The 22,777-nt window shown below is 45.6% G+C and carries 15 protein-coding genes; 10 read left to right on the top strand and 5 right to left on the bottom strand.

What is annotated here, in order from left to right; all coding sequences use genetic code 11:
* Positions 1-78 precede the first annotated feature (78 nt).
* The 9 genes from ACUVJL_RS26915 to ACUVJL_RS26875 all read left to right on the top strand — a co-directional run bounded on the left by ACUVJL_RS26915 (position 79) and on the right by ACUVJL_RS26875 (position 14,989).
* Positions 79-2,901: a tetratricopeptide repeat protein gene (locus ACUVJL_RS26915; protein ID WP_445248636.1), complete on the top strand. Its 2,823-nt coding sequence runs from the start codon at positions 79-81 to the stop codon at positions 2,899-2,901.
* A gap of 24 nt (positions 2,902-2,925) precedes the next feature.
* On the top strand, positions 2,926-7,017 hold the full coding sequence (locus tag ACUVJL_RS26910) for a tetratricopeptide repeat protein (RefSeq protein WP_445248635.1): 4,092 nt from the start codon (positions 2,926-2,928) through the stop codon (positions 7,015-7,017).
* Positions 7,010-9,079: a tetratricopeptide repeat protein gene (locus ACUVJL_RS26905; RefSeq protein ID WP_445248634.1), complete on the top strand. Its 2,070-nt coding sequence runs from the start codon at positions 7,010-7,012 to the stop codon at positions 9,077-9,079. Before ACUVJL_RS26910 ends, ACUVJL_RS26905 begins: the two co-directional genes overlap by 8 nt.
* Before the next feature lie 299 nt (positions 9,080-9,378).
* Entirely contained in the window at positions 9,379-10,113 is a 735-nt protein-coding gene (locus ACUVJL_RS26900) for a glutathione peroxidase (RefSeq protein WP_445248633.1), read from the top strand.
* A 205-nt stretch (positions 10,114-10,318) separates the two neighbouring features.
* Positions 10,319-11,290: a sodium-dependent bicarbonate transport family permease gene (locus ACUVJL_RS26895; RefSeq protein WP_445248632.1), complete on the top strand. Its 972-nt coding sequence runs from the start codon at positions 10,319-10,321 to the stop codon at positions 11,288-11,290.
* Between the two features lies 1 nt (position 11,291).
* The gene (locus ACUVJL_RS26890) at positions 11,292-11,603 is read left to right on the top strand and encodes a P-II family nitrogen regulator (protein WP_223300725.1); all 312 of its coding nucleotides are present in this window, start codon (positions 11,292-11,294) and stop codon (positions 11,601-11,603) included.
* A gap of 723 nt (positions 11,604-12,326) precedes the next feature.
* Positions 12,327-13,358 (top strand): type I glyceraldehyde-3-phosphate dehydrogenase, encoded by a 1,032-nt coding sequence (gap, locus tag ACUVJL_RS26885; protein WP_445248639.1) that lies wholly within the window; start codon positions 12,327-12,329, stop codon positions 13,356-13,358.
* 148 nt (positions 13,359-13,506) lie between these two features.
* Positions 13,507-13,872: a DUF1823 family protein gene (locus tag ACUVJL_RS26880; RefSeq protein ID WP_445248631.1), complete on the top strand. Its 366-nt coding sequence runs from the start codon at positions 13,507-13,509 to the stop codon at positions 13,870-13,872.
* Between the two features lie 421 nt (positions 13,873-14,293).
* Positions 14,294-14,989 carry a CsgG/HfaB family protein gene (locus ACUVJL_RS26875; RefSeq protein WP_445248630.1) on the top strand — a complete coding sequence of 232 codons (696 nt, stop codon included), beginning with the start codon at positions 14,294-14,296 and terminating at the stop codon, positions 14,987-14,989.
* Between the two features lie 250 nt (positions 14,990-15,239).
* Here the strand turns inward: ACUVJL_RS26875 and ACUVJL_RS26870 are convergent, their stop codons facing one another.
* Both ACUVJL_RS26870 and ACUVJL_RS26865 read right to left on the bottom strand, forming a co-directional pair.
* On the bottom strand, positions 15,240-15,962 hold the full coding sequence (locus ACUVJL_RS26870) for a glycosyltransferase family 25 protein (protein WP_445248629.1): 723 nt from the start codon (positions 15,960-15,962) through the stop codon (positions 15,240-15,242).
* Positions 15,963-16,124: 162 nt separating this feature from the next.
* Complete coding sequence (locus ACUVJL_RS26865; protein WP_445248628.1) at positions 16,125-18,422, bottom strand: PP2C family protein-serine/threonine phosphatase; 2,298 nt, start codon at positions 18,420-18,422, stop codon at positions 16,125-16,127.
* Between the two features lie 715 nt (positions 18,423-19,137).
* On the opposite strand from ACUVJL_RS26865, the gene ACUVJL_RS26860 reads away from it, so the two are divergent.
* Positions 19,138-19,449, top strand: a complete 312-nt coding sequence (locus ACUVJL_RS26860) for a hypothetical protein (protein WP_445248627.1) — start codon at positions 19,138-19,140, stop codon at positions 19,447-19,449.
* A 300-nt stretch (positions 19,450-19,749) separates the two neighbouring features.
* Here ACUVJL_RS26860 and ACUVJL_RS26855 read toward each other — a convergent pair whose 3' ends face one another.
* The 3 genes from ACUVJL_RS26855 to ACUVJL_RS26845 all read right to left on the bottom strand — a co-directional run bounded on the left by ACUVJL_RS26855 (position 19,750) and on the right by ACUVJL_RS26845 (position 22,767).
* Positions 19,750-20,094 (bottom strand): NAD(P)H-quinone oxidoreductase subunit M, encoded by a 345-nt coding sequence (locus ACUVJL_RS26855; RefSeq protein WP_332954908.1) that lies wholly within the window; start codon positions 20,092-20,094, stop codon positions 19,750-19,752.
* A 147-nt stretch (positions 20,095-20,241) separates the two neighbouring features.
* Entirely contained in the window at positions 20,242-20,763 is a 522-nt protein-coding gene (locus tag ACUVJL_RS26850; RefSeq protein ID WP_445248626.1) for a hypothetical protein, read from the bottom strand.
* 279 nt (positions 20,764-21,042) lie between these two features.
* A complete protein-coding gene (locus tag ACUVJL_RS26845; protein ID WP_445248625.1) occupies positions 21,043-22,767 on the bottom strand; it encodes a pentapeptide repeat-containing protein in 1,725 nt (574 codons plus the stop codon).
* Positions 22,768-22,777 lie beyond the last annotated feature (10 nt).

Here is a 22,777-nt window from a genome sequence, read left to right as displayed (position 1 = left end):
TCGGAAAATATCAAACTTTCAAATTAAAATTTATCGGGTTTACTGAAGCGGTAAAGTAACCGCAACTGCTGGCGATCAATGAACACTCAAGAATATATCCGGCAAGCCCAAGTTTATTTGAACAGGGGGAAGTTAACTGAGGCGATCGATTTTTGTAAAAGGGCGATCGAACTTCAACCATTTTCGCCCTCGGCTTACACCACTTTAGGCGAAATTTTGGAAGCGAGCGGCGATCCGACGGCGGCAAGAGACGCTTTTGTGCAAGCTTTGGAGATTTCGCCGCAGTTTTTTCTGGCTCATGCTTATTTGGGTCAACTTTACAGCGACTATTGCTGGCTGGATGAGGCGGTTTTTCACTACCGACAAGCTCTGGATTTGAAACCAGACTGGCCGGAACTTCATTATAACTTGGGAAATGTTTTTTACAAGCAAGGTAATTTGTTGGGGGCGATCGACTGTTACCGAAAGGCGATCGCTCTTAACCCCAATTATCTACTTGCTTTCTACAATCTGGCTGTGGTTTTAGATGAAAATAATCAGCTTGAAGCGGCAATTGATACCTACCGACAGGTGATTGCCAAACAGCCGGATTACGTGGAAGCTTACAGCAATTTGGGTGTGATTTTGCTCAAGGACGATCGCGCTGCTGAGGCGCTCGAGGTTTACCAACGGGCGATCGAGATTAAGCCAGATTGGGCTACGCTGCACAATAATTTGGGTCAAGGGTTGCTCAACAAAAACCCCGATCAGGCGATCGCATCTTACCTCACAGCTATTGAGTTGGAGCCGGACATGGTTTTGGCTCACTACAATCTGGGGAAAGCTTGGCAAATACAGGGGGAACATTCGGCGGCGGTTGCTTGTTTCGATCGCGCGATCGAGCTGAATCCCGAATATATTTCGGCTTATACAGACGCCGGATTTTCTTTGATGGTTTTGGGCAAAATTGCTGACGCCATGCCTTATTTTAAGCGGGCGATTGCTCTGAAGCCCGATTTTGTTGAGGCTTACTGCCGTTTGGAACAGAGGCGCAGAGTTGCTGCTGTAGAAGATGATGAATTGTCAAGGGCGATCGCTGCGTGCGATCGATTTCTCACAGCATTGATGGGAAGTTCGGAAACGGATTGTATAACGGATGTCACGGATGTCACGGATGTCACAGATTTTAGGGATTTAAAAGTCAAGCAAAAAGAGGGTGCGGCTAGATATTTGTCAAGTGCAGAGCGCGAATTGCCTGTTGCTGAAATCTGCGATAATTTAGCAGAAATTTACTTACATTTGGGAAATGCTTTAACAGAGTACGGCGGACACGAATCGGCCGCCGCTTATTATCAAAAAGCTTTGCAAATTCAGCCACAAAATGCAGAGATTTACTGGCGGGTGGGAAATTCCTTAGCCCAGCAAGAGCGGTTCAGTGCAGCAATTGCAGTTTACCGCATGGCTTTGACGATTCAACCTGCTTTACCGCAGGTTTATTTTGAGTTGGCAAAACTGCTGGAAAAACAAGGGCGCTGGGAACGGGCTATCGATTATTATCAAAAGGTTTTAGAGTTGCAATTGCACGGGTATGGGGAGCAGAAAGAGTGGAATAAAAAGAGTTTCATCTCGCCCGATCGCAATTCTCTAGAACCTCCTCATGCTATTTATTTATCGAGTTGGGATTGGTTGGTTAATGCTAAGTTGGATGCGGACAATTATGTGGAAATAGTTTGGAAATCTGCACCAGAAACCTGTGCAGAAAATATTCATAATTCCCAATTTTCCCTAAGAAATTCGCAATCGGAAAATACCGATTGTACAGGTTTAACTTGCGGACTGTGTTTGCAAAGGATTTCTAAGTGGTTCGATCCGGTGCATTTGGGTTGGGGAGTTTGCCGTTTGTCCAACTTGCAACCGCTACCTGTGGAGTCGCCAAAGACTTTTGTGGCACAGATTCCCAAGGGGCGAGTTTGGATTGTTCCGCAGGAAAATTATTGGATGATTTGCAAGGCGATCGCTGTAATTACTCCTGACAATTATTTGTTGGCTGATGTGTCGAGAGATTATCCGGGGTTTTTGCCTGGATGTGAAAAGCATGATGTTAGAAAACACAGCGTTTTTAAGTTAGAATCATTTCCCGGTTTAAAGCAAATTGACGGCAGCGTGGCGGTGCTTTCTGGTTTGTCGGGAAATGTCTATTTTCACTGGATGGTTGATGTTTTGCCGAGGATAGAATTGCTGCGGCAAAGTGGTAGGGATTTGGCGGAGATTGATTGGTTTTTGGTGAATAGTTGTCAGCACCAATTTCAGCGGGAAAGTCTAAGAATTCTGGGCATTCCAGAAGAGAAAGTCTTGGAGAGCGATCGCTTGCCTCACATTCAAGCAACAGAGTTAATTGTGCCGTCTTTTGCGGGATATTTGGGCTGGCCTCCTGGATGGGCGATGGATTTTTTGAGGCGCGAGTTTCTCAAGGGAATTATACCTAGTTCGAGCTATCCAAAACGCATTTATATCAGCCGCAGTAAAGCGAGATACCGACGAGTTTTGAACGAGGAAGATGTGGTTGAGGTTTTGGAGCAGTTTGGCTTTGTTTCTATTTTGCCGGAGTCGATGTCTTTGGCTGAGCAAATTGCTCATTTTTACCACGCTGAGGTGATAGTTGCTGCCCACGGCAGCGGCTTGACAAATACGATTTTTTGTCGCCAGGGAACTAAAGTGATTGAGTTGGTGTCGCCTCACTATATCAGCCATTATTACTGGGGAAGCAGTCAATATTTGCAGTTGGAACATTACTTTTTAGCGGGGGAGGCTTTTGAATGCTATCCTATTAGACAGTTGATGTATCAGAATTCCCTGACTGAGGATATTTTGATGAACTTGAGTTCGCTGAAAAGGATGATTGAAGTGGTGGGTTTGGATTAGTTGGCGTCTGGAGTAAGTTTAATTATGCCCTCGATTGAGAAGATGGAAAAAGCAGCGGTTGATTTGAGTCGGCAAGCAGAAGTTTATTTAGCCGAAGGAAGGTTAAATGAGGCAGTTGCTGCTTGCGAGTTAGCGTTGAAAATTGAACCAAATTTGGCGACAGCTTGCCTGACGCTGGGAAAGGTGATGCAGGTTCGAGGTGAAATCGAGCAAGCTAAGCAGTGGTATGAAAGCGCGATCGAGCATAATCCAAATTTGCCGGAAGTTTACGCTAATCTCGGCAGTTTGTATTCTCAAGGAAAACAGTGGTCCAAGGCGATCGCCAATTGTGAAAAAGCGATTTCGCTAGCGCCTAATTTTGCTGCTGCTTATCGGCAGTTGGCGAGAATTTGGACGCAGTTAGAGAAGCCAGAAGAGGCAGCAGACTGTTGGTATCAAGCTTTTAATATCGAGCCGAATTGGGCAACTGCTGACGAGCACGTCACTCTGGGAAATAGTTTAGTTGAATTGGGAAAGTTCGATCGCGCTATTGAATGTTATTCGCGGGCAATTAAGTTAAACCCGAAGCTGGCAACAGCTTATCACAATTTGGGGGAAATGCTGGTCGGGGAGAAACGGTGGGATGAGGCGATCGCCAATTACCGACAAGCGATTGCCATCAATCCAAATTTTTTTGAATCTTACCACAGTTTGGGTAAAACTTGGGCGGAGCGAGGAGAATTGGAGCGGGCGATCGCCTGTTACCGCAAAACCCTCGATATCAATCCTAATTACGCTCGTGCTTACCTTAGCTTGGGCAATATTTTTATGCAAAAGCGCGAGTTTGATGCAGCAATTAAATGTTACCGTCAGACTCTTGAATTTAATGATAATTCCTACTGGGCATACAATTGTTTAGGGGACGCTTTTGCTCACAAAAAAATGTGGTCTGAAGCTATTAGTTGCTACCGCAAAGCTATTGAAATAAATCCCAATATTCCTTGGTTTTATTGCAATTTGGGAATTGCCTTTACCTGCGAAAAATCCTGGGATGAAGCTGTTAGCGCTTACCTGCACGCGGTTCGGATTGAGCCGACTTTGACGGGAATCAATCAGAGGTTGGGATATGTTTTGCGGAAGCGCAGCGAATCGGGTTTAGAAAGCACAATCGAAACTTACTGTCAAGCTATTGAGGTACTTGCAAGCGGGAAAAATTACCACACATTCCTGGGAATTGAGTTAGATGGAGCGGAGTTTTATATAAATTTAGGCAAGAGTTTAGCGAAACAAAAGCAGCTTGAAGGTGCGATCGTATTTTATAGCATGGCACTGCAAATTGAACCCAATGCTGCGGAAGTTGTCGCCCAACTGGATGATGTTCGGGCGAAACAACAGGAGTTATACGGACAAATTGCCACTTACCGTCGCCAAATTGAAATCGATCCGAGCAATTCTGGGCCTTACAACGATTTAGGAAATATTTTACCGCAATTAGGGGAATTAGAAGAAGCAATTATTTGCCACCAAAAAGCGGGCGAATTGAGGGGTTGGGCTGAGTGTGCGGCGAAAGATTATCAATTTACCCAAGATTGGTTTACCCACAATATTCCTATTTGGAAACGGCATTTGCAGGAATTTACCGGAATTGCGGATTTTCAAGTTGTGGAAATCGGCAGTTTTCAGGGAATGTCGGCTTGCTGGTTGCTGGATAATATTTTAACTCATCCGACGACAAAGATTACTTGTATTGATTTGCATTTTCAAGAACATTTTAAGGGCAATATTGTTAAAACGGGAGCAGCAGATCGGGTAATTGAATTAGAAGGTTACTCTCAAGATTTGTTAGTGGATTTGACTTCGGAATATTACGATGTTGCTTACATTGACGGCTGTCACAAACCCACCAGTGCTCTGCAAGATGCGATTTTATCTTGGAGGTTGGTGAAAGTTGGGGGATTGATGATTTTTGACGATTACGAGTTTACGTTTCCCGACAGCCCGGAGCAAGATACTAAAATAGGGATAGATGTTTTTTTGGAGATGTTTGCAAGTCAGTTAGAAGTAGTACACAAAGGCTATCAACTGATTGTCAAAAAAATCGGAAATCAAAGTTTGGGCGAAGAGCAAACTCTGTTGTCTCTGGGTTGGGAAAAGTTGGGGGATATTGCGGCAAATGCGGGTTATTTGGATGAGGCGAGCGAGCGCTATCAAACAGCTATTAAAATTAAGTCGGGCAACTACTTAACTTACCACAAGTTGGGTAAAACTCTGCAAGAAAAAGAACTGTTTGACGAAGCTCGGGCCGCTTACCAACGGGCGATCGCACTCAACCCTAATTTTAGTTGGGCTTACCACTTTTTGGGGGAAACTTTGCAGGCGATTGAGGAACAGGGCGAAGCCGCTGCTGCTTACCGCAAAGCTATTGAGTTAAATCCCGATTTTTGTTGGACTTACAACAATTTAGGCGATGTGCTGATGGAGCTTTCTGAGTGGGAGGAAGCTGCTGTTGCTTACCGCAAGTTAGTTGAACTGAATCCCGATTTTTGTTGGTCTTACGATAGATTAGGTAAGGCTTTGGTTGCACTGGAAAATTGGGAAGAAGCGACGGAGGCTTACCGCAAAGCTATAGAATTAAATCCCGATGATTGTTGGTTGTACAATTGTTTGGGGGAAGTTCTGGAATTCCAAGAAAATTGGCCAGAAGCAGCAGTGGCTTTTGGTCGTGCTATTGAGCTAGAATCCGATCATAGTTGGCTGTACAAAAAGTTGGGTGATGCACTGCGGAAGCAAGGGGAATTGGAAAGGGCGATCGCCATTTATGAAAAAGGTATCAATCTCGATCCAAAATCCTGCTGGTGTTACGAAGGATTGGGTTTGAGTTTAATGGCTAAACAGCAGTGGGAACCTGCAATCACTAATTTAGTTCAAGCCCTGCAAATTAAACCGGATCTGTTTGAAGCATACGATAATATAGGTTATGCTCTGGAACAAAAAGGAGAAGTCGATGAGAGCGATCGGGCAAGTTGCAGCAATCAAAACTTACCCTTAAGTATTCTCAAAAAATACTGTGGGTTTACAGAAGATTTGATCGTTGCTGCAGAATCCAATCCGCATCTCACCTGCATTGACATCCATCCTGCGAGTCAAATCAATTTATCTGATTCCAAAACAATCGACAGCAGCCGCAGATTTTGGGAACATCGAAGTCATTCCCGAAAAGCTTTTGTTGCCGTATTGCCAAACGGACGAGCTTGGGCAGATGTTGTGACTACCGCCGTGATTACTTCAGACAATAAACTTGTTGCTGATATTTCAATGGGTTGTGCTGAATTGGTAATCACTTCCGACAAATTGCCTCCCGCTAAACACGTCGATGGAAATGTGGCTTTTTTATCGGCTCGCTGGGGTGGAGCCGCTTATTTTCATTGGATGTTTGATGTGATTACCCGATTTGACCTTTTGCAGCGGAGCGGATTGATAGAAACTATAGATAAGTTTGTTGTCAATGCCTCGGATTCTTCCTATCAAGCAGAAACTTTAGATACTTTAGGAATTCCTCAAGATAAACTTTTAGAAAGTCGCTGCAATTTACACATTACAGCCGATAAATTAATAGTTCCATCAATATCTTATGACGGATCGGGGGCGGTTTCTAAATGGAAGTGTGAATATCTTAAACAGACATTTTTAAATGAACAACAGCCACTAAATACAGACTATTCAGAGCGAATTTATATCACCAGGCAACAAGCATCATATCGGCGAATCGTCAACGATGAAGAGGTACTTGCATACTTAGAAAAATTTGGGTTTCGCAGTGTCAAGTTGGAAACGATGTCGGTAGCGGACCAAGCAGCGTGTTTGGCGGCTGCTAAAGTAGTTGTCGCACCTCACGGAGGTGGGTTGACTAATCTAGTTTTTTGCAGTCAGGGAACTAAGGTAATTGAGATTTTTTCTCCCCTTTACGTTCCCCATTGTTATTGGATGATTAGCAATTTGTGCGGTTTGGAACATTACTATTTAATTGGTGATTTGGTTGATGAGGGTACTCCTACAAAACCCTTACATAAGAATATGCGGTTGGATTTGAACTCGCTGGAAAAATTACTGACTATTGCAGGAGTTTTGCATGGATAATCACTACCACGATTTGGGGAATTCCCTGCAAGAAAGCGGTCGGTTTGATGAGGCTGTTGCTGCGTACAAAAAAGCTATTGAATTAAATCCTAATTTTTCTTGGTCTTATCACTGTTTGGGCGATGTTTTGCTGAAACTTGAAAAATGGGAGGAAGCTGTCGCTGCTTACAAAAAATCTGTTGAGTTAAATCCAGATTTTTCCTGGTCTTATCACAATTTGGGCGATGCTTTGCTGAAAATTCGGCAATGGGAAGAGGCTGCTGTTGCTTACCGCTGCGAGATTGCACTAAACTCGGATTTTGCTTGGTCTTTTTGCAATTTAGGCGACGCTTTAACTAAAATAAAACAGTGGGATGAAGCTATCGCTACGTATTTAAAAGCTGTTGAAATTGACGGAGATTTGCCGGGAATTTACGAGAAGTTGGGATACGCTCTCGGACAAACAGAGTCGGATTTAAACTTAGTGTTAGAACAATCTCAATTGCAAATTAAACCGGAAAATTGGGAGTTTTATTTGCAGTTAGGAGAGAATTTAGCCAAGTACGATCGCCCAAAAAGCGCAATTATTTTTTACCAAGCTCTCTTGACAGCTATGCCGAGTTGTGGTAGTGTATCAGCGGAATTAGAGGAGTTGTTGCAGCAGCAAGAAAAGTGCGTAAGCGTTGCCCTCGAAGAGGATCGTGCATTAGCCTCATCTCGCGCAACTGTCGCCCAAAAACCCGATGATTGCTGGTCTTATTACAATTTAGGTGCTGTTCTGAGCCACCAAAAATATTGGGAGGAAGCGGCGGCGGCGTTTTTCCAAGCAATAGAAATAAATCCTGATCTTCCTTGGTGGTTTTATTACAATTTGTGGGAAGTTTTTGTTAGGCAAAACAAGCTAGATGAAGTTGAGAAATTGTGTCGCGAAGTTGTTGCAGCTAAACCGGAGGCTTTTTGGCCTTATCTGAATTTGGGGGAAGCTTTGACGAGGCAAGGTAAAATTGCCGAGGCGATTGATTTTTATCGAACTGTCAGTTACAAACAAAGTTTTGCATCTATTATCAGTAAGAGAACAGGCAAGATGCCTGTTTCACAAGAAGAGACAGGCAAGATGCCTGTTCCACAAGAAGAAACAGGCAAGATGCCTGTTTCACAAGAAGAGACAGGCAAGATGCCTGTTTCACAAGAAGAGACAGGCAAGATGCCTGTTTCACAAGAAGAGACAGGCAAGATGCCTGTTTCACAAGAAGAGACAGGCAAGATGCCTGTTCCACAAGAAGAGACAGGCAAGATGCCTGTTCCACAAGAAGAAACAGGCAAGATGCCTGTTCCACAAAATTGGAACTTAAAACCAGTCAAAGTTCCTAACTTTATAATTATTGGTTGTCAGCGGTGCGGGACGACTTCTCTGTATACTTATTTAGCTCAACACCCGCAAATTTTGACTCCGATTAAAAAGGAGATGGATTTTTTCTCGTGGCACTTTGACAGAGGGATTGATTGGTATTTGGCTCATTTTCCGCCAATGCCTCCGGGAGAGGAATTTTTGACGGGGGAAGCAAGTCCGAGCTATTTTGACTCTCGGGAAGCACCGGAACGGCTCTACAGCCTGTTTCCAGAGGCTAAACTGATTGTACTTTTGCGAAATCCGGTCGATCGGGCGATTTCTCAATTTTACCGCTTGACTAACTTAAATTGGGAAGCGCGATCGCTCGATCGAGTAATTAGCGATGAAATTGAACGGTTGAATCAAAATCCCGAATACATCATCGGCGAGGAACCGGGGAATTATTTAGCTCGCGGTAGGTACATAGAATTTATAAAAAACTGGCGGACTTTCTTTCCCCCAGAACAGTTGTTAATTTTGAAAAGCGAAGATTTTTATGCAGGTGCGGCAACAACTGTCAAGCAAGTTTTAGAATTCTTAGATTTGCCGGAATATCAATTGTCTGAATACCAAAATGCTAATCCCGGTTCTTACCAGCCGGTCAATCAATCGGTTCGCGATTGGTTGAGGGATTATTTTCGACCTTACAATCAGCAGCTAGAGGAGTATTTATGCCGAAAACTTGATTGGTAATTGGGCATGGGGCATGGGGCATGGGGCATGGGGCCTTGGGCATGGGGCATGGGGCATGGGGCCTTGGGCCTTGGGCCTTGTTAGCTGTTGACTGTTGACTGGAAAGCTGTTGACTGTTGACTGGAAAGCTCACCACAGTCAACCGTCAACCGTCAACCGTCAACCGTCAACCGTCAACCGTCAACCGTCAACTGACAACTGACTAAAAAAAACCTGCCTAGCCTTGACAAGTCGTACTCGTTATGAGTACGCTAAAGTAAGCAAAGGAATTTAACCCAAGTACCCAAGAATTTAAAATCATGCTGACGAACCAAGAAGGTCAAAGAGTACCCAAAGTCACCTTTCGCACTCGCAAAGACAACGAGTGGGTGGATGTCACCACGGATGATATATTTGCAGGTAAAACCGTAGTAGTCTTCTCGCTGCCGGGAGCTTTTACTCCCACTTGTTCGTCAACGCACCTCCCCGGTTACAACGAATTGGCCAAAGTTTTCAAAGAAAATGGCGTAGATGAAATTGTTTGTATTTCCGTCAACGACACCTTTGTGATGAACGAATGGGCAAAAAACCAAGAATCAGACAATCTGACGTTAATTCCCGACGGTAACGGCGAATTTACCGAAGGCATGGGAATGCTGGTAGACAAAACAGATTTAGGCTTTGGCAAGCGGTCTTGGCGTTATTCGATGCTGGTAAAAGATGGCGTGGTTGAAAAAATGTTTATTGAGCCTGATGAACCGGGCGACCCTTTCAAAGTGTCCGATGCCGAGACGATGCTCAACTACATCAACTCCGCAGCAGCTAAGCCGAAGCTAGTTTCGCTGTTTACAAAAATGGGCTGTCCCTTCTGCGCTAAGGCTAAGGCACTGTTGAGTAAAAATGGCTTGGATTATGAAGAAATCGTCTTGGGCCGGGAGATCACAACTCGATCGCTGCGGGCTATGACTGGGGCTACAACTGTGCCGCAAGTATTTATCGACGGCAAGTTGATCGGTGGTTCCGAAGCCCTAGAGTCTTATTTGGCAGTTGCTTAGTTAAACTAAAATACTTAGCTTGCGGGTGTCCGCGTGCACACCTTACTCGTTGTAAGGTGTGCACGCGGGCCCCTTTGCCGTATTTGGCGGTATTTAGCCCGATCGAGCTTTGGCGTCCAAAGTTCGATCGGTCTTTTTATCCATTCTCGTGCCACAATTACTGGGGAAGTAATATTAAAAACGCAAAAAATGGGAGTGAACGATCGTGGATTTGAGTTTAGTCGCGTCAAATATCTTAAATCCACCCATATTAGCTTTTTTCATGGGAATGCTGGCAATTTTTCTCAAATCTGATTTAGAAATTCCAGCGCCCATCCCCAAACTGTTTTCGCTGTACCTGCTGTTTGCGATCGGATTTAAAGGCGGCGTCGAACTGTCCAAAAGCGGAATTGACCAGCAAGTTGCCCTGACAATTGCGGCAGCGATGCTGATGTCAATGCTAGTACCCATTTATACTTTTTTCATATTGAGGATCAAACTCGACTCTTACAATGCCGCAGCGATCGCAGCCACCTACGGTTCCATCAGCGCCGTCACATTTATTACCGCAACCTCCTTCCTCACAGCACAGGGGATCGACTTTGACGGTTACATGGTAGCCGCGCTAGCATTAATGGAATCCCCAGCAATTATAGTCGGGCTAATCCTTGTGAGTGTATTCGGCGGCGAAGAAGGAAAACGCGAAATAGTTTGGCCAGAAGTGTTGCAAGAAGCATTCCTAAACAGTTCAGTTTTTCTACTGATTGGCAGCCTAATTATGGGCATAATGACAGGAGAACACGGTTGGCAAGTTATGAGTCCGTTTACTCAAGACTTATTTTACGGAGTTTTGACTTTTTTCTTGCTAGACATGGGGCTGGTTGCCGCTAGCAGAATTAAAGATTTGCAAGAAGCAGGAATTTTTCTGATCGGCTTTGCAATCCTAATTCCCATAGTCAACGCCGTCATTGCTTTGGTAATAGCGAAATTAATCGGAATGCCACAGGGAGACACTTTGCTGTTTGCCGTATTGTGCGCGAGTGCTTCTTATATAGCAGTACCAGCAGCCATGCGCCTAACTGTTCCCGAAGCGAATCCCAGCCTTTACATTTCAACAGCCTTAGCAGTGACATTTCCATTTAATATCATTGTAGGGATTCCCCTGTATCTATACGGAATCAATATGTTTTGGAGGTGAGATGATGGAGTCAGTCAAAAGAGTAGAAATCATAGCCCACTCAGTGGAGCTCGGCAAGATTTTAGACGGTTTAGACAAAGCTGGCGTACCCGGTTATTCGGTGATTCGTGATGTCGCGGGAAAAAGCACCAGGGATCACGTTTCCCGTGATTCATCAATGACGGCGCTGGATAACATTTATGTGCTTGCTTTTTGTTCACCAGCTCAAGTATCAGCAGTTGCAGAAAACATTAGACCAGTGCTCAATAAGTTTGGTGGGTCGTGTTTTATTTCAGATGCGGTGGAATTGCTAATAACTAGGTGCGTCGGGTAGTCATTAGTCATTAGTCATTAGTCATTAGTCATTAGTCATTAGTCATTAGTCATTAGTGATTGGTGATTATACCACTTCCCAAAAGTAGAGCTACATCTAGATTGTACGCCATAGGTGTAGGGACACGGCCTTGCTCATTGGTTTCAACTTAAGACCCAAACCCCTGATAAATGTCGCTTTCGGTCAAGTTTTGCTCCCCCTCGCATCCCCGGCCTCCGGGGGACGAAAGAGAAGACTTCTGTCCCCCCCGGAGGCCGGGGAGTAGGCGGCAAAAATCAGGGGGTATCGAACCCTAATCGTCAAACAGCAGACGGGTACTACATTTGACGTTAAGTTGACACCAATAGGCACGGTGCGGTGTCCTTGCCCGTATCTGCGGCTTTAATCCTAGGCTTCGCGCCCCCAAAGCAGCCACTGGTGAGAATGGTAATCCGTTTTGGCTTTTGGAGAAGTTTTTTATTATTACTTTAGCCTGATTTAAAAAAGGCGATTTTGAAAATAATTTCAGTCTGTTATAGCGCTTTTACAAGTTGACAAAAATCAGCCATTAGCCATTAGTCAGCGGTCTTTTCAGGATTAATTGCCCTTCCCAGCCGGGGCAGAATTCAGAATTCTTAAGAGATAGAAAAGAATCCGTTGCAAAAATCAGTTAGCGTGGTAAATTCTAAGCCACAACAGGCGATCGCCCGATCGAGTAGGGATATTTTCAATAGGAGTTTAAACATGGCTGCATTAAAAGTTGGCATCAACGGATTTGGTCGCATCGGACGGCTAGTTATGCGTGCCGGCATCAAAAACCCCAACATCGAATTTGTCGGCATTAACGACTTAGTTTCGCCAGACAACCTGGCTTATCTTTTCAAATACGACTCCACCCACGGCATTTACGACGGCGAAGTTGAAAGCAAACCAGACGGGATTGTCGTTGACGGAAATTTTATCCCCTGCACATCGATTAGAAATCCTGCCGAATTGCCGTGGGGTAAATCCGGCGCAGATTATGTTGTAGAATCTACTGGATTGTTTACAGATTTTGAAGGCGCATCAAAACACTTGACGGCGGGAGCAAAACGAGTAATACTTTCAGCACCGACAAAAGACCCGGAAAAAGTTCCAACTTTTCTAGTAGGCGTCAACCACCACAAATTTGACCCGGCAAAAGATACTGTTGTTTCCAATGCTAGCTGTACGACGAATTGTTTAGCACCCATTGCCAAAGTTATCAACGATAACTTCGGCTTGGAAGAAGGTTTAATGACTACTGTTCACGCAATGACAGCTACTCAACCAACTGTAGATGGCCCCAGCCAAAAAGATTGGCGGGGAGGACGCGGTGCGGGTCAAAATATTATTCCATCTTCTACCGGTGCAGCAAAAGCTGTTACTTTGGTGTTGCCGGAATTGAAAGGAAAATTGACGGGAATGGCTTTGCGGGTGCCAACTCCCGACGTGTCTGTAGTTGACCTTACTTTCAAAACCGAGAAGGAAACTAGCTACAAAGAAATTTGTGAAGCTATGAAAAAAGCCTCTCTTGGCGAACTCAAAGGCATTCTCGGATATACTGAAGATGCGGTGGTTTCGACGGATTTTCAGGGCGACGCGCGATCGAGCATTTTCGATGCAGGTGCGGGAATTGAACTGAATTCTAAGTTTTTTAAAGTTGTTTCCTGGTACGACAACGAGTGGGGTTATTCTTCCCGCGTGATTGACTTGATGCTGTCGATGGCCGAGAAAGACGGAATTTTGAATAAGTAATATTTGGGGTGTGGCATTTTGGGCGGGCTCGCGTGCCCACCCCACAAACAAATTCCTAGGATTTTTTGTGGAACGGGCATCTTGCCCGTTCCTGATAATGTTAGCTAATGTGAGTTAAACTTTTTTTGTTTCCGATTCGATCGCGCTCATGTCTGAATTACCACCGCTGAATAACGAAACTATTTGGGCTATCCTCAACGAAGAAATCGACGATGCTGCTGTGAACCGATTAGTTTGGCAGTATCTGGGCTACCGCTGGGATGCGGAGACTGGTAAGTGGAACAGTGCAGGTGTTGCCCCCGAGTGGCGGCAAGAGTACCCGGAACCGCCGGATTTTATCGATTCTAGGCCGGCGACGGTGAAATTGACTCGATCGACCCCTCCAGAAAACAAGCAGTTACTGAAGGAAAAATTGGGGTTTAAGGGCTATAAAATTGGGGAATTCGGGCCGAGACAGACTCGCAGGGCGACGATGGCTAATTGGTTGATGGGTTTTATGGAAGCTGGGGGGTAAGAGAAATTTTGGATGGCTGTGCGGTTTTTGCCAGCGTTACATAAGACCTCTTGCAAAAGTCATTTTCATAAATTTATTGGACGGGCAAGATTCCCATCCCACAAAAAAAAATAACACATGTGGGATGGGCATCTTGCCCGTCCTAGTTATTTTTGCAAGAGGTCTATAGAGTACAGAGATATTAGATTTGGGGGCAAGAAAATTCCTAAATCCCTATTAACGATTGAAACCTTGATTAAACTCTTCCTTTCTTTCTCTGAGTTCTCTGCGTACTCTGCGGTTAATTAACAAAAATTCCGCCTGTTGAAAGTCAAAAAACACTAAAACCCGCCAATTCCAACCTCCTCACCCCCAACGCTGACATCAGGCTGTTCCGTAAAGTATCCTAGAGTCGGCACAAAACAACTGTGAGGAAAGCTTTATGAAAACAACCACCATATCTCGCTTAACCAGCATTTCCCTCGCTACCCTAATGCTAGCGGGCGTTTCAGTAAGTGCGATCGCCACGCCAGCCACCACCCAACCCGCAACCCAACTCGCCCAAGCTACTGCCAAAAAGCGCCTAGTCGTCATGGACTTCGACTACGGCACCACCAACAGCTATTACACTTCCTACAGAGGAGTAGGCGCCGCCAAAGGCATCAGCGAACTGCTAATCAACGAACTCGTCAACAATGGCACTTATACAGTAGTCGATCGTAGCAAACTCGAACAAGTGCTCAAACAGCAAAATCGCAGCGGTACGATGGATGCCGGCACCGCAGCAGAAATTGGCAAGGAGTTAGGAGTTGACGCCGTGCTCATCGGCACCATTACCAAGTTTAATATTGACAAACAATCAGGCGGCGGCAGTTTCATGGGCATCGGCGCAGGTTCGCAAAAAACCAAAGCTACCGTTCAAATAGACGTGCGGTTAATCGGTACAGCTTCAGGAGATATTCTTGCCACCGCCAAAGCAGTAGGAGAAGCCGATCAAAGCGATTCTAATATTTCGGTCAGGGGAATCAGTGGCAATTCCGGCAGTAACAATGAGGATACACTTTTGAGCGCGGCAGTTGACAAAGCCGTATCACAAATGGTGACTAAACTTGCAGAGGTATCTAAGAAATTAGGTTAGCAATCAGGCATCATATCAAATAGGCTGATACCAAATCCGGCTTAAATATCCCCTTGATCTCGCTTGTCTGTCCGAACCTACGTCCTATCGCGTAAACTCCGGCAGACTTTATGTGTATAGTTTGAGGTCAAAAGGTTTCAACCGCCTCCTTCATAAAGGGAGTAATAAACCCGGATTTGGTATTAATTATTTTCAGGGCGATTGTGCTAACAGATTTGATATAACCGAAGGATTTTAAACTCGAATTCAATTAACTAGAAAGCCAACGCTTCAGCCTTGTTTTGCTGGTTCTTGCTGCACCTGCCAATTGCCTAAACCCAGGTACACGGTCAAACCAATTAGGACTGATGTCACTACGGGAACTCCTTTGCCAGCCCAGGTTTGGAGAAGCAATCAAGGTGACAACATCGGGATTTTGATCTCGGAAAGTAGAATAAGCTCCGTCGAGGTGCATCGGACCGCCGTCGGGATGTCCCGGAGGTCGGTGTTGCAGTTCTTCCAGAAAGCGCAGGAGGCGATCGAAAATCCTGCCATTTACAGCGTAAAAATGAGTGGTTCTCACCCCCTCAGAAAAGGGCACGAGGGCGACAGGAGACTTTTCTTTAACCTTTTCGACGTGTCCGAAGTAGACGAAATCCCAATCTTGCTGACACAGTTGTTCGACGATAACAGCTTGGTCTGTGCTGAACTTTGCTGAAATTTCTAGGTCGTCTTCTACAATCAAAATATTGCTCAACCCTTTGTCTTTTGCCTGCTTGAGGATAGCTACATGACTGGAAAAGCATCCCCTCGCCCCAATGCTGGGGAAACCTCCAGCTTCGTCGGGGCGGATTGCGGGAAATATCTCAACCTTATGGGGCGTGAGGGGCATTCCTGCTTCTTCTAATTCCTTGACTATGAGTTGCCGTCGGTCTTTCCTTTCAGGGAGATTTACCGCATAAACTCCCTGGAAATAGTCTGTAATTTTCGTCATAGTTTGAGATGGAATCAAGAAGTTGATGAATCTTCGGCTTGAGCAGCCTAAAATTTTATGTTAGGTCTGTGTCTGCCTTAAACTCTTCTATTTTTAGCAAGCTGCATCTTCCATTTTCCTAAACTTACTCAAATTACCTCGGTCGGAGCTAGCATTAACAGTTTAATTAGCATTGGGATTTGAGTCAGAAGCAACGCATTTCCCCTGTTTACTTGGGTTTAAGACTAGGTTAGACACTACTTTAGAAACGGCAGCTTGTTCTTGAATCCATCCGATTTCCCCCGCTTGCAGCTGGGCGATTTCTACTTCAACTGTTGGCTTAACTACCGGGGAAGGCGAGGGAGTGGGAGTTGCCACAGCAGGAGATGGATTCAGTGCGGGTTTTGAAACTGTAGAAAAATCTTTATTTGACTCGGGTTTCGGAGAATTCGATCGCACTATTTCAGGAATCGAACAAACTTTCAATTCCAGCCAATTGCCTTGAGGCGTAAGCTGTTTGTTTGTTACCTGCAAAACGCTGCCGGCAGGGACTGTTCCTTTGACAGTCAACCCACCGATTGCGACTCGCAAATCCAAGCTCTCGCCCTCTTTTCCCAATTCCCCACCGGCAGAACTTTTAATCTCTATAAACGAGCCTGTTTCTAAAGATTTCACCGGAGGAGGTACAGATTCAACTATTTTCTCCGGCGTGTTTCCACGTTTAATGAAACCGCGTTCCCCGAAAATCGACTCCCCGGCAGTATCGATCGCCCGACCCACCGGAGGAATGAAAAAATAAGAAAATACACCCCCCAAACCTAACAAAAATACAATTTTCAGCAGCAGCGAAAATGAACTTTTGCTTTTTTCCGGCTGTAACAATTGCGTTGGAGAATTACCATTGCCAATGATTGTGGGTACAGTCAAATCCGTTGGCAACTCGTCGGGGTCGATAATTGGTTCCGGAGGCGTATCTAAAGGTGCGATAGACAATTCTGTAACAGTATTGCCTTCGTCCCTCAAATGTGCCTGACAGTGAATTAAAGCAACAGTGACGTTATCGTGACCGTTTCTAGTATTAGCAATCTCAATCAGTCGATCGCGCGCTGCTGCCACACCAATACTGCCATCGAGAATAGGCAAAATCTCCGCTTCCCAACATTCCTCAACCCGGTCTTTATCGCTCAAACCGTCCGAGCACAGCAGCAAAACGCAGTCCTCATCCACGGGAAAACGTTGCACCGTCGGGTGCAGAGTGTTGGACGAAGTAATACCCAAAGCTTGAATCAGAGCACCGGCGGCCACTTGTTCCAAAGCATCCCGGTAGAGCGAGTAGCCCAAACGCACCTCGCGGGAAGCGACATCGTCGTCGAGAGTCACTTGATAGCAGCCAGTGCGGGTAATCCAGTAAGCCCGACTGTCTCCGACGTGGGCGACGTAGAGTTCGTGAATGTGGGCTAAAGCCATAACTAGCGTAGTTCCCATACGCTGGCGGCCTTGGCGGTGTTCGCTGTCGTTGCGACCGGCTATCTTGTCGTTGGCAGCACAAGCCGCCCGTTCCAGCTTGGAAGTCAGGCTCAGGGGGTCCCAATTAGCCTGATGCAGGGGCATTTGGTCCAACTTGTCCCGCAGCACAGCAATCGCTTCGGCCGAAGCGATTTCGCCGCCGTCTTGTCCGCCGATACCGTCGCAGACGATCGCGCAAGCCGACGAGCCCGGGTTTCCGGAGAACACCGTACCGCTGGGCGGATAGCAAGCATCTTCGTTGTGAGCCCGCGCTCTGCCCACATCGGTACCCGTGGCAATCTCAACATGACGATCGTAAAATCGGCCGCACTTTGCCAGAGCTTTATCCAACTGGCCCATCAGTTGTTCGCCGTTGCGCACTTGACCGGCAACCATTTGCTGGCAAAGTTGCCTCAAAAAATTGGCGATAGCTGGGTGAGCATCTTCGAGCCACTGCTGCCACAATTTGCCCAACTGCGACAAATTAGGCGGTTTGCGATCGGGCTGGAATTCCAGAAACCGCACCAATTGCCCTTCCACGCGCTGCAGTTCCGGAGTCAGCAGCGTGGAGGCCACGCCCTGAGCGATAAACGGTTGCCACAACTGGGAAATTTGCCATAGCCAATTGAGCTGGCGCATCGCTGTGGCTCCTTTCCAGGAGTCCGCCAATTCCGGCATTAAAGATTCCGTCACCTTCAAAATCGGCCCGTTTTCCAGCAGCCAGATATCTCCCGAGAGCTTGCTCCTCTGGGACGATACCAGCCCGTATACTTGAGGTACGTGCAACTGATAGGCAAATAGTCTCAGATAAGGAGTGACAACACTCGGAATCTCTTCGGGCATTTCCGGCAACTGTTCGGGTTGAGTATCGACAAGAAGTCGATCGCGCTTGACCAAGTAGCGACCAGCGATCAGATCGCCTGGCTTACACCCTTTGATCCCTTCACCTAAAGCCCATAAGTAGTGTTTTGCCACAGAGTTTTGCATAAGGGTTGCTGACGCCTTTGGGCCCAGTGCTGATCTGAACTATTTTAGCGCTTGAACCTCGACGGGTTGATACGTGGCGATTATTTGACACCCCCGCTTTCTCAACAAACGGGGATCCTTAAGACTTCGCAGTCCTAATATCCTGATTTTTCAGGTTCCTAGGCTCACTACGTTTGCACTGTTGTGTGCGTAGTGAGATCTCCTGACAAGGTTTTAGGCGTGACTTTCCCCCAGTCCTGGGGTAGGTTTTAAAGTCTTGTACGGACACAAATAGTCTACCATTTGGTTGACCCGCCGATGAATCTTGCTATGAGCTTTCAAAGTTAGAGGCTCGCGCGACGCCGAAGTCATCGGCTTGAAATCACCCTGTTTTCAGCATATTCCTAATAGTGGCCATTTCCGAAGAAATCGCAGCACTCAAGCGAATGGAGATTTTAGACTAACTATAATGGTATGATGGAGGTAGGTAGAAATCACCTGAGCCGACAGGTATAAATAAATATCAATTCTCGGTTTTCTCCCCAAGAGTGTTCCGTGCCTCGTGCGTGAGTTTCGCAAGTAAAGTTAAATTTAACCTTACCCAAAGACGGATACAAGTCCCCAGATTCATCTGTGGAGTCCATCTAAAGTCTAAAATCTACAATCTACAATCTACAATCTACAATCGACTGACCGGTCTCTGCAAGCTGTTGAGTTTTTAACCATGCCCCTACATGAGTCAAGCGCCTTTCCCGATAATTTGCCCGATGCGAACCTGCTGCCTGCACTTGAAATAGACGAAATACTCACTAGCGTTCAAACTTCTCACAGTTTTTATTACAAACTGATGAATCTTGAGGTTTGGGCGCTGGTGGAAACCTTGGATGGGGTGTTTCCGGGCGCTTGGGGTCAGTTTATGACCAACCGTCAACTTGCAGTTAAACAGTTTTTGGAGCGCGATCACAATCCTACTAAGGGTGCGGTTGATGATGCTGGGGATGCGGGGGAGAAGTCCGATGGAAGTCGTCAAGGGTGAAGAAGCCGGGAGTCAGGAGTCAGGGAGTTCGGAGTCAGGAGTTAGAAACAAGCAGGAAGAAGAATAAAAGCAGATTTTCCCAATTCTCCCCCTCTGGACTTTTCCTTTGTATGGAAGTCTAGATCCCCCTCAATCCCCCTCAATCCCCATTAAGGCGGGAGAGGAAAGAGAACCCTCCGGGCCCCCTACACCCCCGGACGCGGGGGAGTAGGGGGCCTGAATCAGGGGCGATCGAAACTCAGCTACAAGCGACATTTATTATCGGTTTCAATCTTAAGTTGACATAAATGCCGATCGCCCTTACAGGTGAACTTTGGAATCAACTTGAGGCAATCCCATGCTGTAGTTAACAGCGCGGCCGTTGAGGTTGTAGCTGATTTGGCCTTTTTGGAGGAGCGATCGTACCAAGTGCTCCAATTCCGAACCGATACGGCGGAGGTTGTACTCGGTCAAGTCTTCGCCCTCGTAAGCGTCTACGAGTTGGTCGAATTTGGCATATACCTGTTTGACTGACTCGTCGTTCCAGTTAAGTTCGTTATCTGGGTCAATGTCGAGGGTCAAAAGGTCGTTGCTGGGGACGAGTTCGTTATCTTCGAGGATGGCGGTGTATATGCGAATATGGCGGGTTGTTGACTTGAGCTGCATGAGTTCTTATGTGTAAAGATTTTTTGCTGAGTTTATTGTAATGGCTGGGAGATGCGCGGGGAACTGGGGATGAGGAGGATTGAACCGCGAAGACGCAAAGAACGCGAAGGAAGAGAGGGGGAAGGGGGAAGGGGGGAAGGGCGATCGTCAATTTCTCGGAATCCCCAAATATTTTAGTTGTTCGGCAGTCCAATTTTTGTAATATTCAGTTTTCTCTAAGGAATCGGAAGCTGGCTTCAGCTTAGAATTTACTTGAACAGTGAAGCCCGGATACGGCATCCTCCTAGTATGAAGCCCGTCTATATTAAAATCTTCTTCGGGATGGACGTGAAAAGCCAGCAAGCCCAACTCTGAAATCTGATTATTCAGTTTGTCTATCAATTCTTTAGTTTCTGGCGCAGTAATTGCTGTTTTTTCGGGATTAATTACTACCATTATTTCAAATCCCGAGTTGTCAAATTCATAAATCGATTTCATTATGGCAGAATCGCGATCGAACTCAGTCACCGCTGAAAAACGCTCGATTTTGAATAAAATTTGATTGGCCAAGCGTGCTTTTTTAGTGAAGGGACAAATCGGTAAATCGCTGAAAATTGGATGCGGTAACTCGACAAACTCCGTCATCCATCTGAGGGTAGATTCTATTATTTCCGTTTTCGATTCATTCATAAAAAATCTATATATTGGATCTTTCACACTCATCATACTTTATTTGTATGGAGGACGATGCACACCGTTGGTGTCAATTTAACGCTATTTCCCTCAGTCCGGCAGGGGTTTAAACCCCTGCCTCATAGCAAAAGTCCTCGCTATGAGGACTGAAGAACTCATTAGTCCTCATAGCGAGGACTTAAGCTAAAAGCCCCGTGGAATTCATTCCCTGGCGGACTTTCGGTTAAATTGACACAAATACATTGTCCATCTTACTCTTACTACGTGCGATCGACTTTATTCGTGAATTGTGCCATCTGGCATAATTGCTCCTGCGAGGTTTGCACAATCCATATTTACTCCCACAATTTTGGCATCTTTCAGGTTAGTTTTCTCTAAGTTTGCACAGCTCAAATTTGCTCCGCGCAAGTCTGCAGAAGTTAAGTCTACTCCACTTAAGTTTGCTCCATACAGGTTAACCCCAGAGAGATTAAACCCACTCAACTTTTGCCCGCTCAGATTAACGCCCTGTAAGTTTACTCCAATCAAACTTACCCCTGTTAGGTTAGCACCATCCAAGTTAGCGCCTAAACAGTTTGCTCCACTCAAACTTGCTCCACTTAAGTTAATCCCAATCAACTTGGCATGACTTAAGTTTGTGCCAGTCAAATTTACCCCACTCAAATTCATGCCACTAAGGTTAACTCCTTCAAGGTTTACCCCAGTCAAACTTACCCCTGTTAAGTTAACACCACTGAGGTTTGAATAACGTAGGTTGACTTTAGTTACCTTCGCGTGACTCAAGTCTGCTCCTGTCAGGTTAACATTAGGTAGATTTGCTTGAGTTAAGTTAGCTCTACTGAGGTTTGCTACAGTCAAGTTTGCGCTATCTAACTTTGCTTCGCTTAAGTTAGCTTGACTCAAATTTGCCTGAATTAGTCTTGCGTAATACAAGATTGCCTTGGTTAAGTTAGCCCCACTTAAATTAACTTCAATCAAATCAGCGCTTTGCAAGTTTGTTGAGTTCAAGTTCGCGCCTTGCAAGTTAGCTCCAATCAAATTTACCCCAGTCAATTTGGCATTTGCTAGATTGGCACTGCTCAGGTTTGCTTGACTGAGACTGACATTAGAGTCGAGAGTTTTGCCACTTAGATCCACTCCCGCTAGGTTAATCCCTGTAAAGTCGCGTTCTCCGTCTTCATACCGTTTCCAAAATTCCTCAGCACTGATAACGGGTTCCAGATTTTCTAGTGCAGAATCATCTATTTTTTCCTCTTCCTGAGATTGCACAGTATCCGCATTTACAGGAGTAGCAGCCGGCTGTTCTACAGCTTCGCTAGATACTGGAATCGGTGTCTCCTCGATCGCCTCTTCCCGCAAAAGCTTGTCCACCCGATCGCTAAACCGCCTCACAACCTCAGCATCATCAACCTTCTCAGCAGCATTCGAGCTTTTCTCAACATAATACTTATCTACAAAACTTTGCAACCCAGCATTATATCCCTGTCCTACCGCCTGAAACCTCCATTCGCCATTCTTCTTATACAAACGTCCAAACTCTAAAGCCGTTTCTTGCGAAAATATCTGATTTAAATTGTACCGAACCAACTCGCTAAGAGTTTCTCGGTTGTAAAGCCTGATAAAAGCATTTGTAACTTGACTAAAACTTTGATTCTTTTCCTGTCCCTCGTGAATAGTCACCACAAACACAATTTCCTGAATCGCCGAATTGATTTTACTCAAATCCACATAAACCGTCTCATCATCTCCGTCTATTTGCCCAGTCGCGCTGTCTCCTGAATGCCGCACCGCACCGTCCGGTGATGTCAGATTGTTGTAAAATACAAAATACTTTTCATCGGGAATGCGACCGTCCGCCGCTAACATAAAAACAGATGCGTCAATGTCGCAGTTTCGTGCTGTCTGGCTGACTTGCCAACCCAGGGCGATCGCAATTTTACTGAAATCAGGAGTTTCTTTAGAAAGATTGAACCTTTCACCCTTAGTTAATTCGATACTCATATGCGATAAT

It is taken from the genome of Microcoleus sp. OTE_8_concoct_300 (genome assembly GCF_031383065.1).
GTDB lineage: Bacteria > Cyanobacteriota > Cyanobacteriia > Cyanobacteriales > Microcoleaceae > Microcoleus.
This window is presented reverse-complemented; position numbering and strand designations above follow the sequence as displayed.

Bases quoted from the DNA above. Each gene is read 5' to 3' on its own strand.
- ACUVJL_RS26845 (WP_445248625.1), bottom strand. From the start codon at position 22,767: ATGAGTATCGAATTAACTAAGGGTGAAAGGTTCAATCTTTCTAAAGAA.
- ACUVJL_RS26870 (WP_445248629.1), bottom strand. From the start codon at position 15,962: ATGACGAAAATTACAGACTATTTCCAGGGAGTTTATGCGGTAAATCTC.
- ACUVJL_RS26875 (WP_445248630.1), top strand. From the start codon at position 14,294: ATGAAAACAACCACCATATCTCGCTTAACCAGCATTTCCCTCGCTACC.
- ACUVJL_RS26910 (WP_445248635.1), top strand. From the start codon at position 2,926: ATGCCCTCGATTGAGAAGATGGAAAAAGCAGCGGTTGATTTGAGTCGG.
- ACUVJL_RS26850 (WP_445248626.1), bottom strand. From the start codon at position 20,763: ATGAATGAATCGAAAACGGAAATAATAGAATCTACCCTCAGATGGATG.
- ACUVJL_RS26880 (WP_445248631.1), top strand. From the start codon at position 13,507: ATGTCTGAATTACCACCGCTGAATAACGAAACTATTTGGGCTATCCTC.
- ACUVJL_RS26855 (WP_332954908.1), bottom strand. From the start codon at position 20,094: ATGCAGCTCAAGTCAACAACCCGCCATATTCGCATATACACCGCCATC.
- ACUVJL_RS26915 (WP_445248636.1), top strand. From the start codon at position 79: ATGAACACTCAAGAATATATCCGGCAAGCCCAAGTTTATTTGAACAGG.
- gap (WP_445248639.1), top strand. From the start codon at position 12,327: ATGGCTGCATTAAAAGTTGGCATCAACGGATTTGGTCGCATCGGACGG.
- ACUVJL_RS26900 (WP_445248633.1), top strand. From the start codon at position 9,379: ATGCTGACGAACCAAGAAGGTCAAAGAGTACCCAAAGTCACCTTTCGC.
- ACUVJL_RS26860 (WP_445248627.1), top strand. From the start codon at position 19,138: ATGCCCCTACATGAGTCAAGCGCCTTTCCCGATAATTTGCCCGATGCG.
- ACUVJL_RS26890 (WP_223300725.1), top strand. From the start codon at position 11,292: ATGATGGAGTCAGTCAAAAGAGTAGAAATCATAGCCCACTCAGTGGAG.
- ACUVJL_RS26905 (WP_445248634.1), top strand. From the start codon at position 7,010: ATGGATAATCACTACCACGATTTGGGGAATTCCCTGCAAGAAAGCGGT.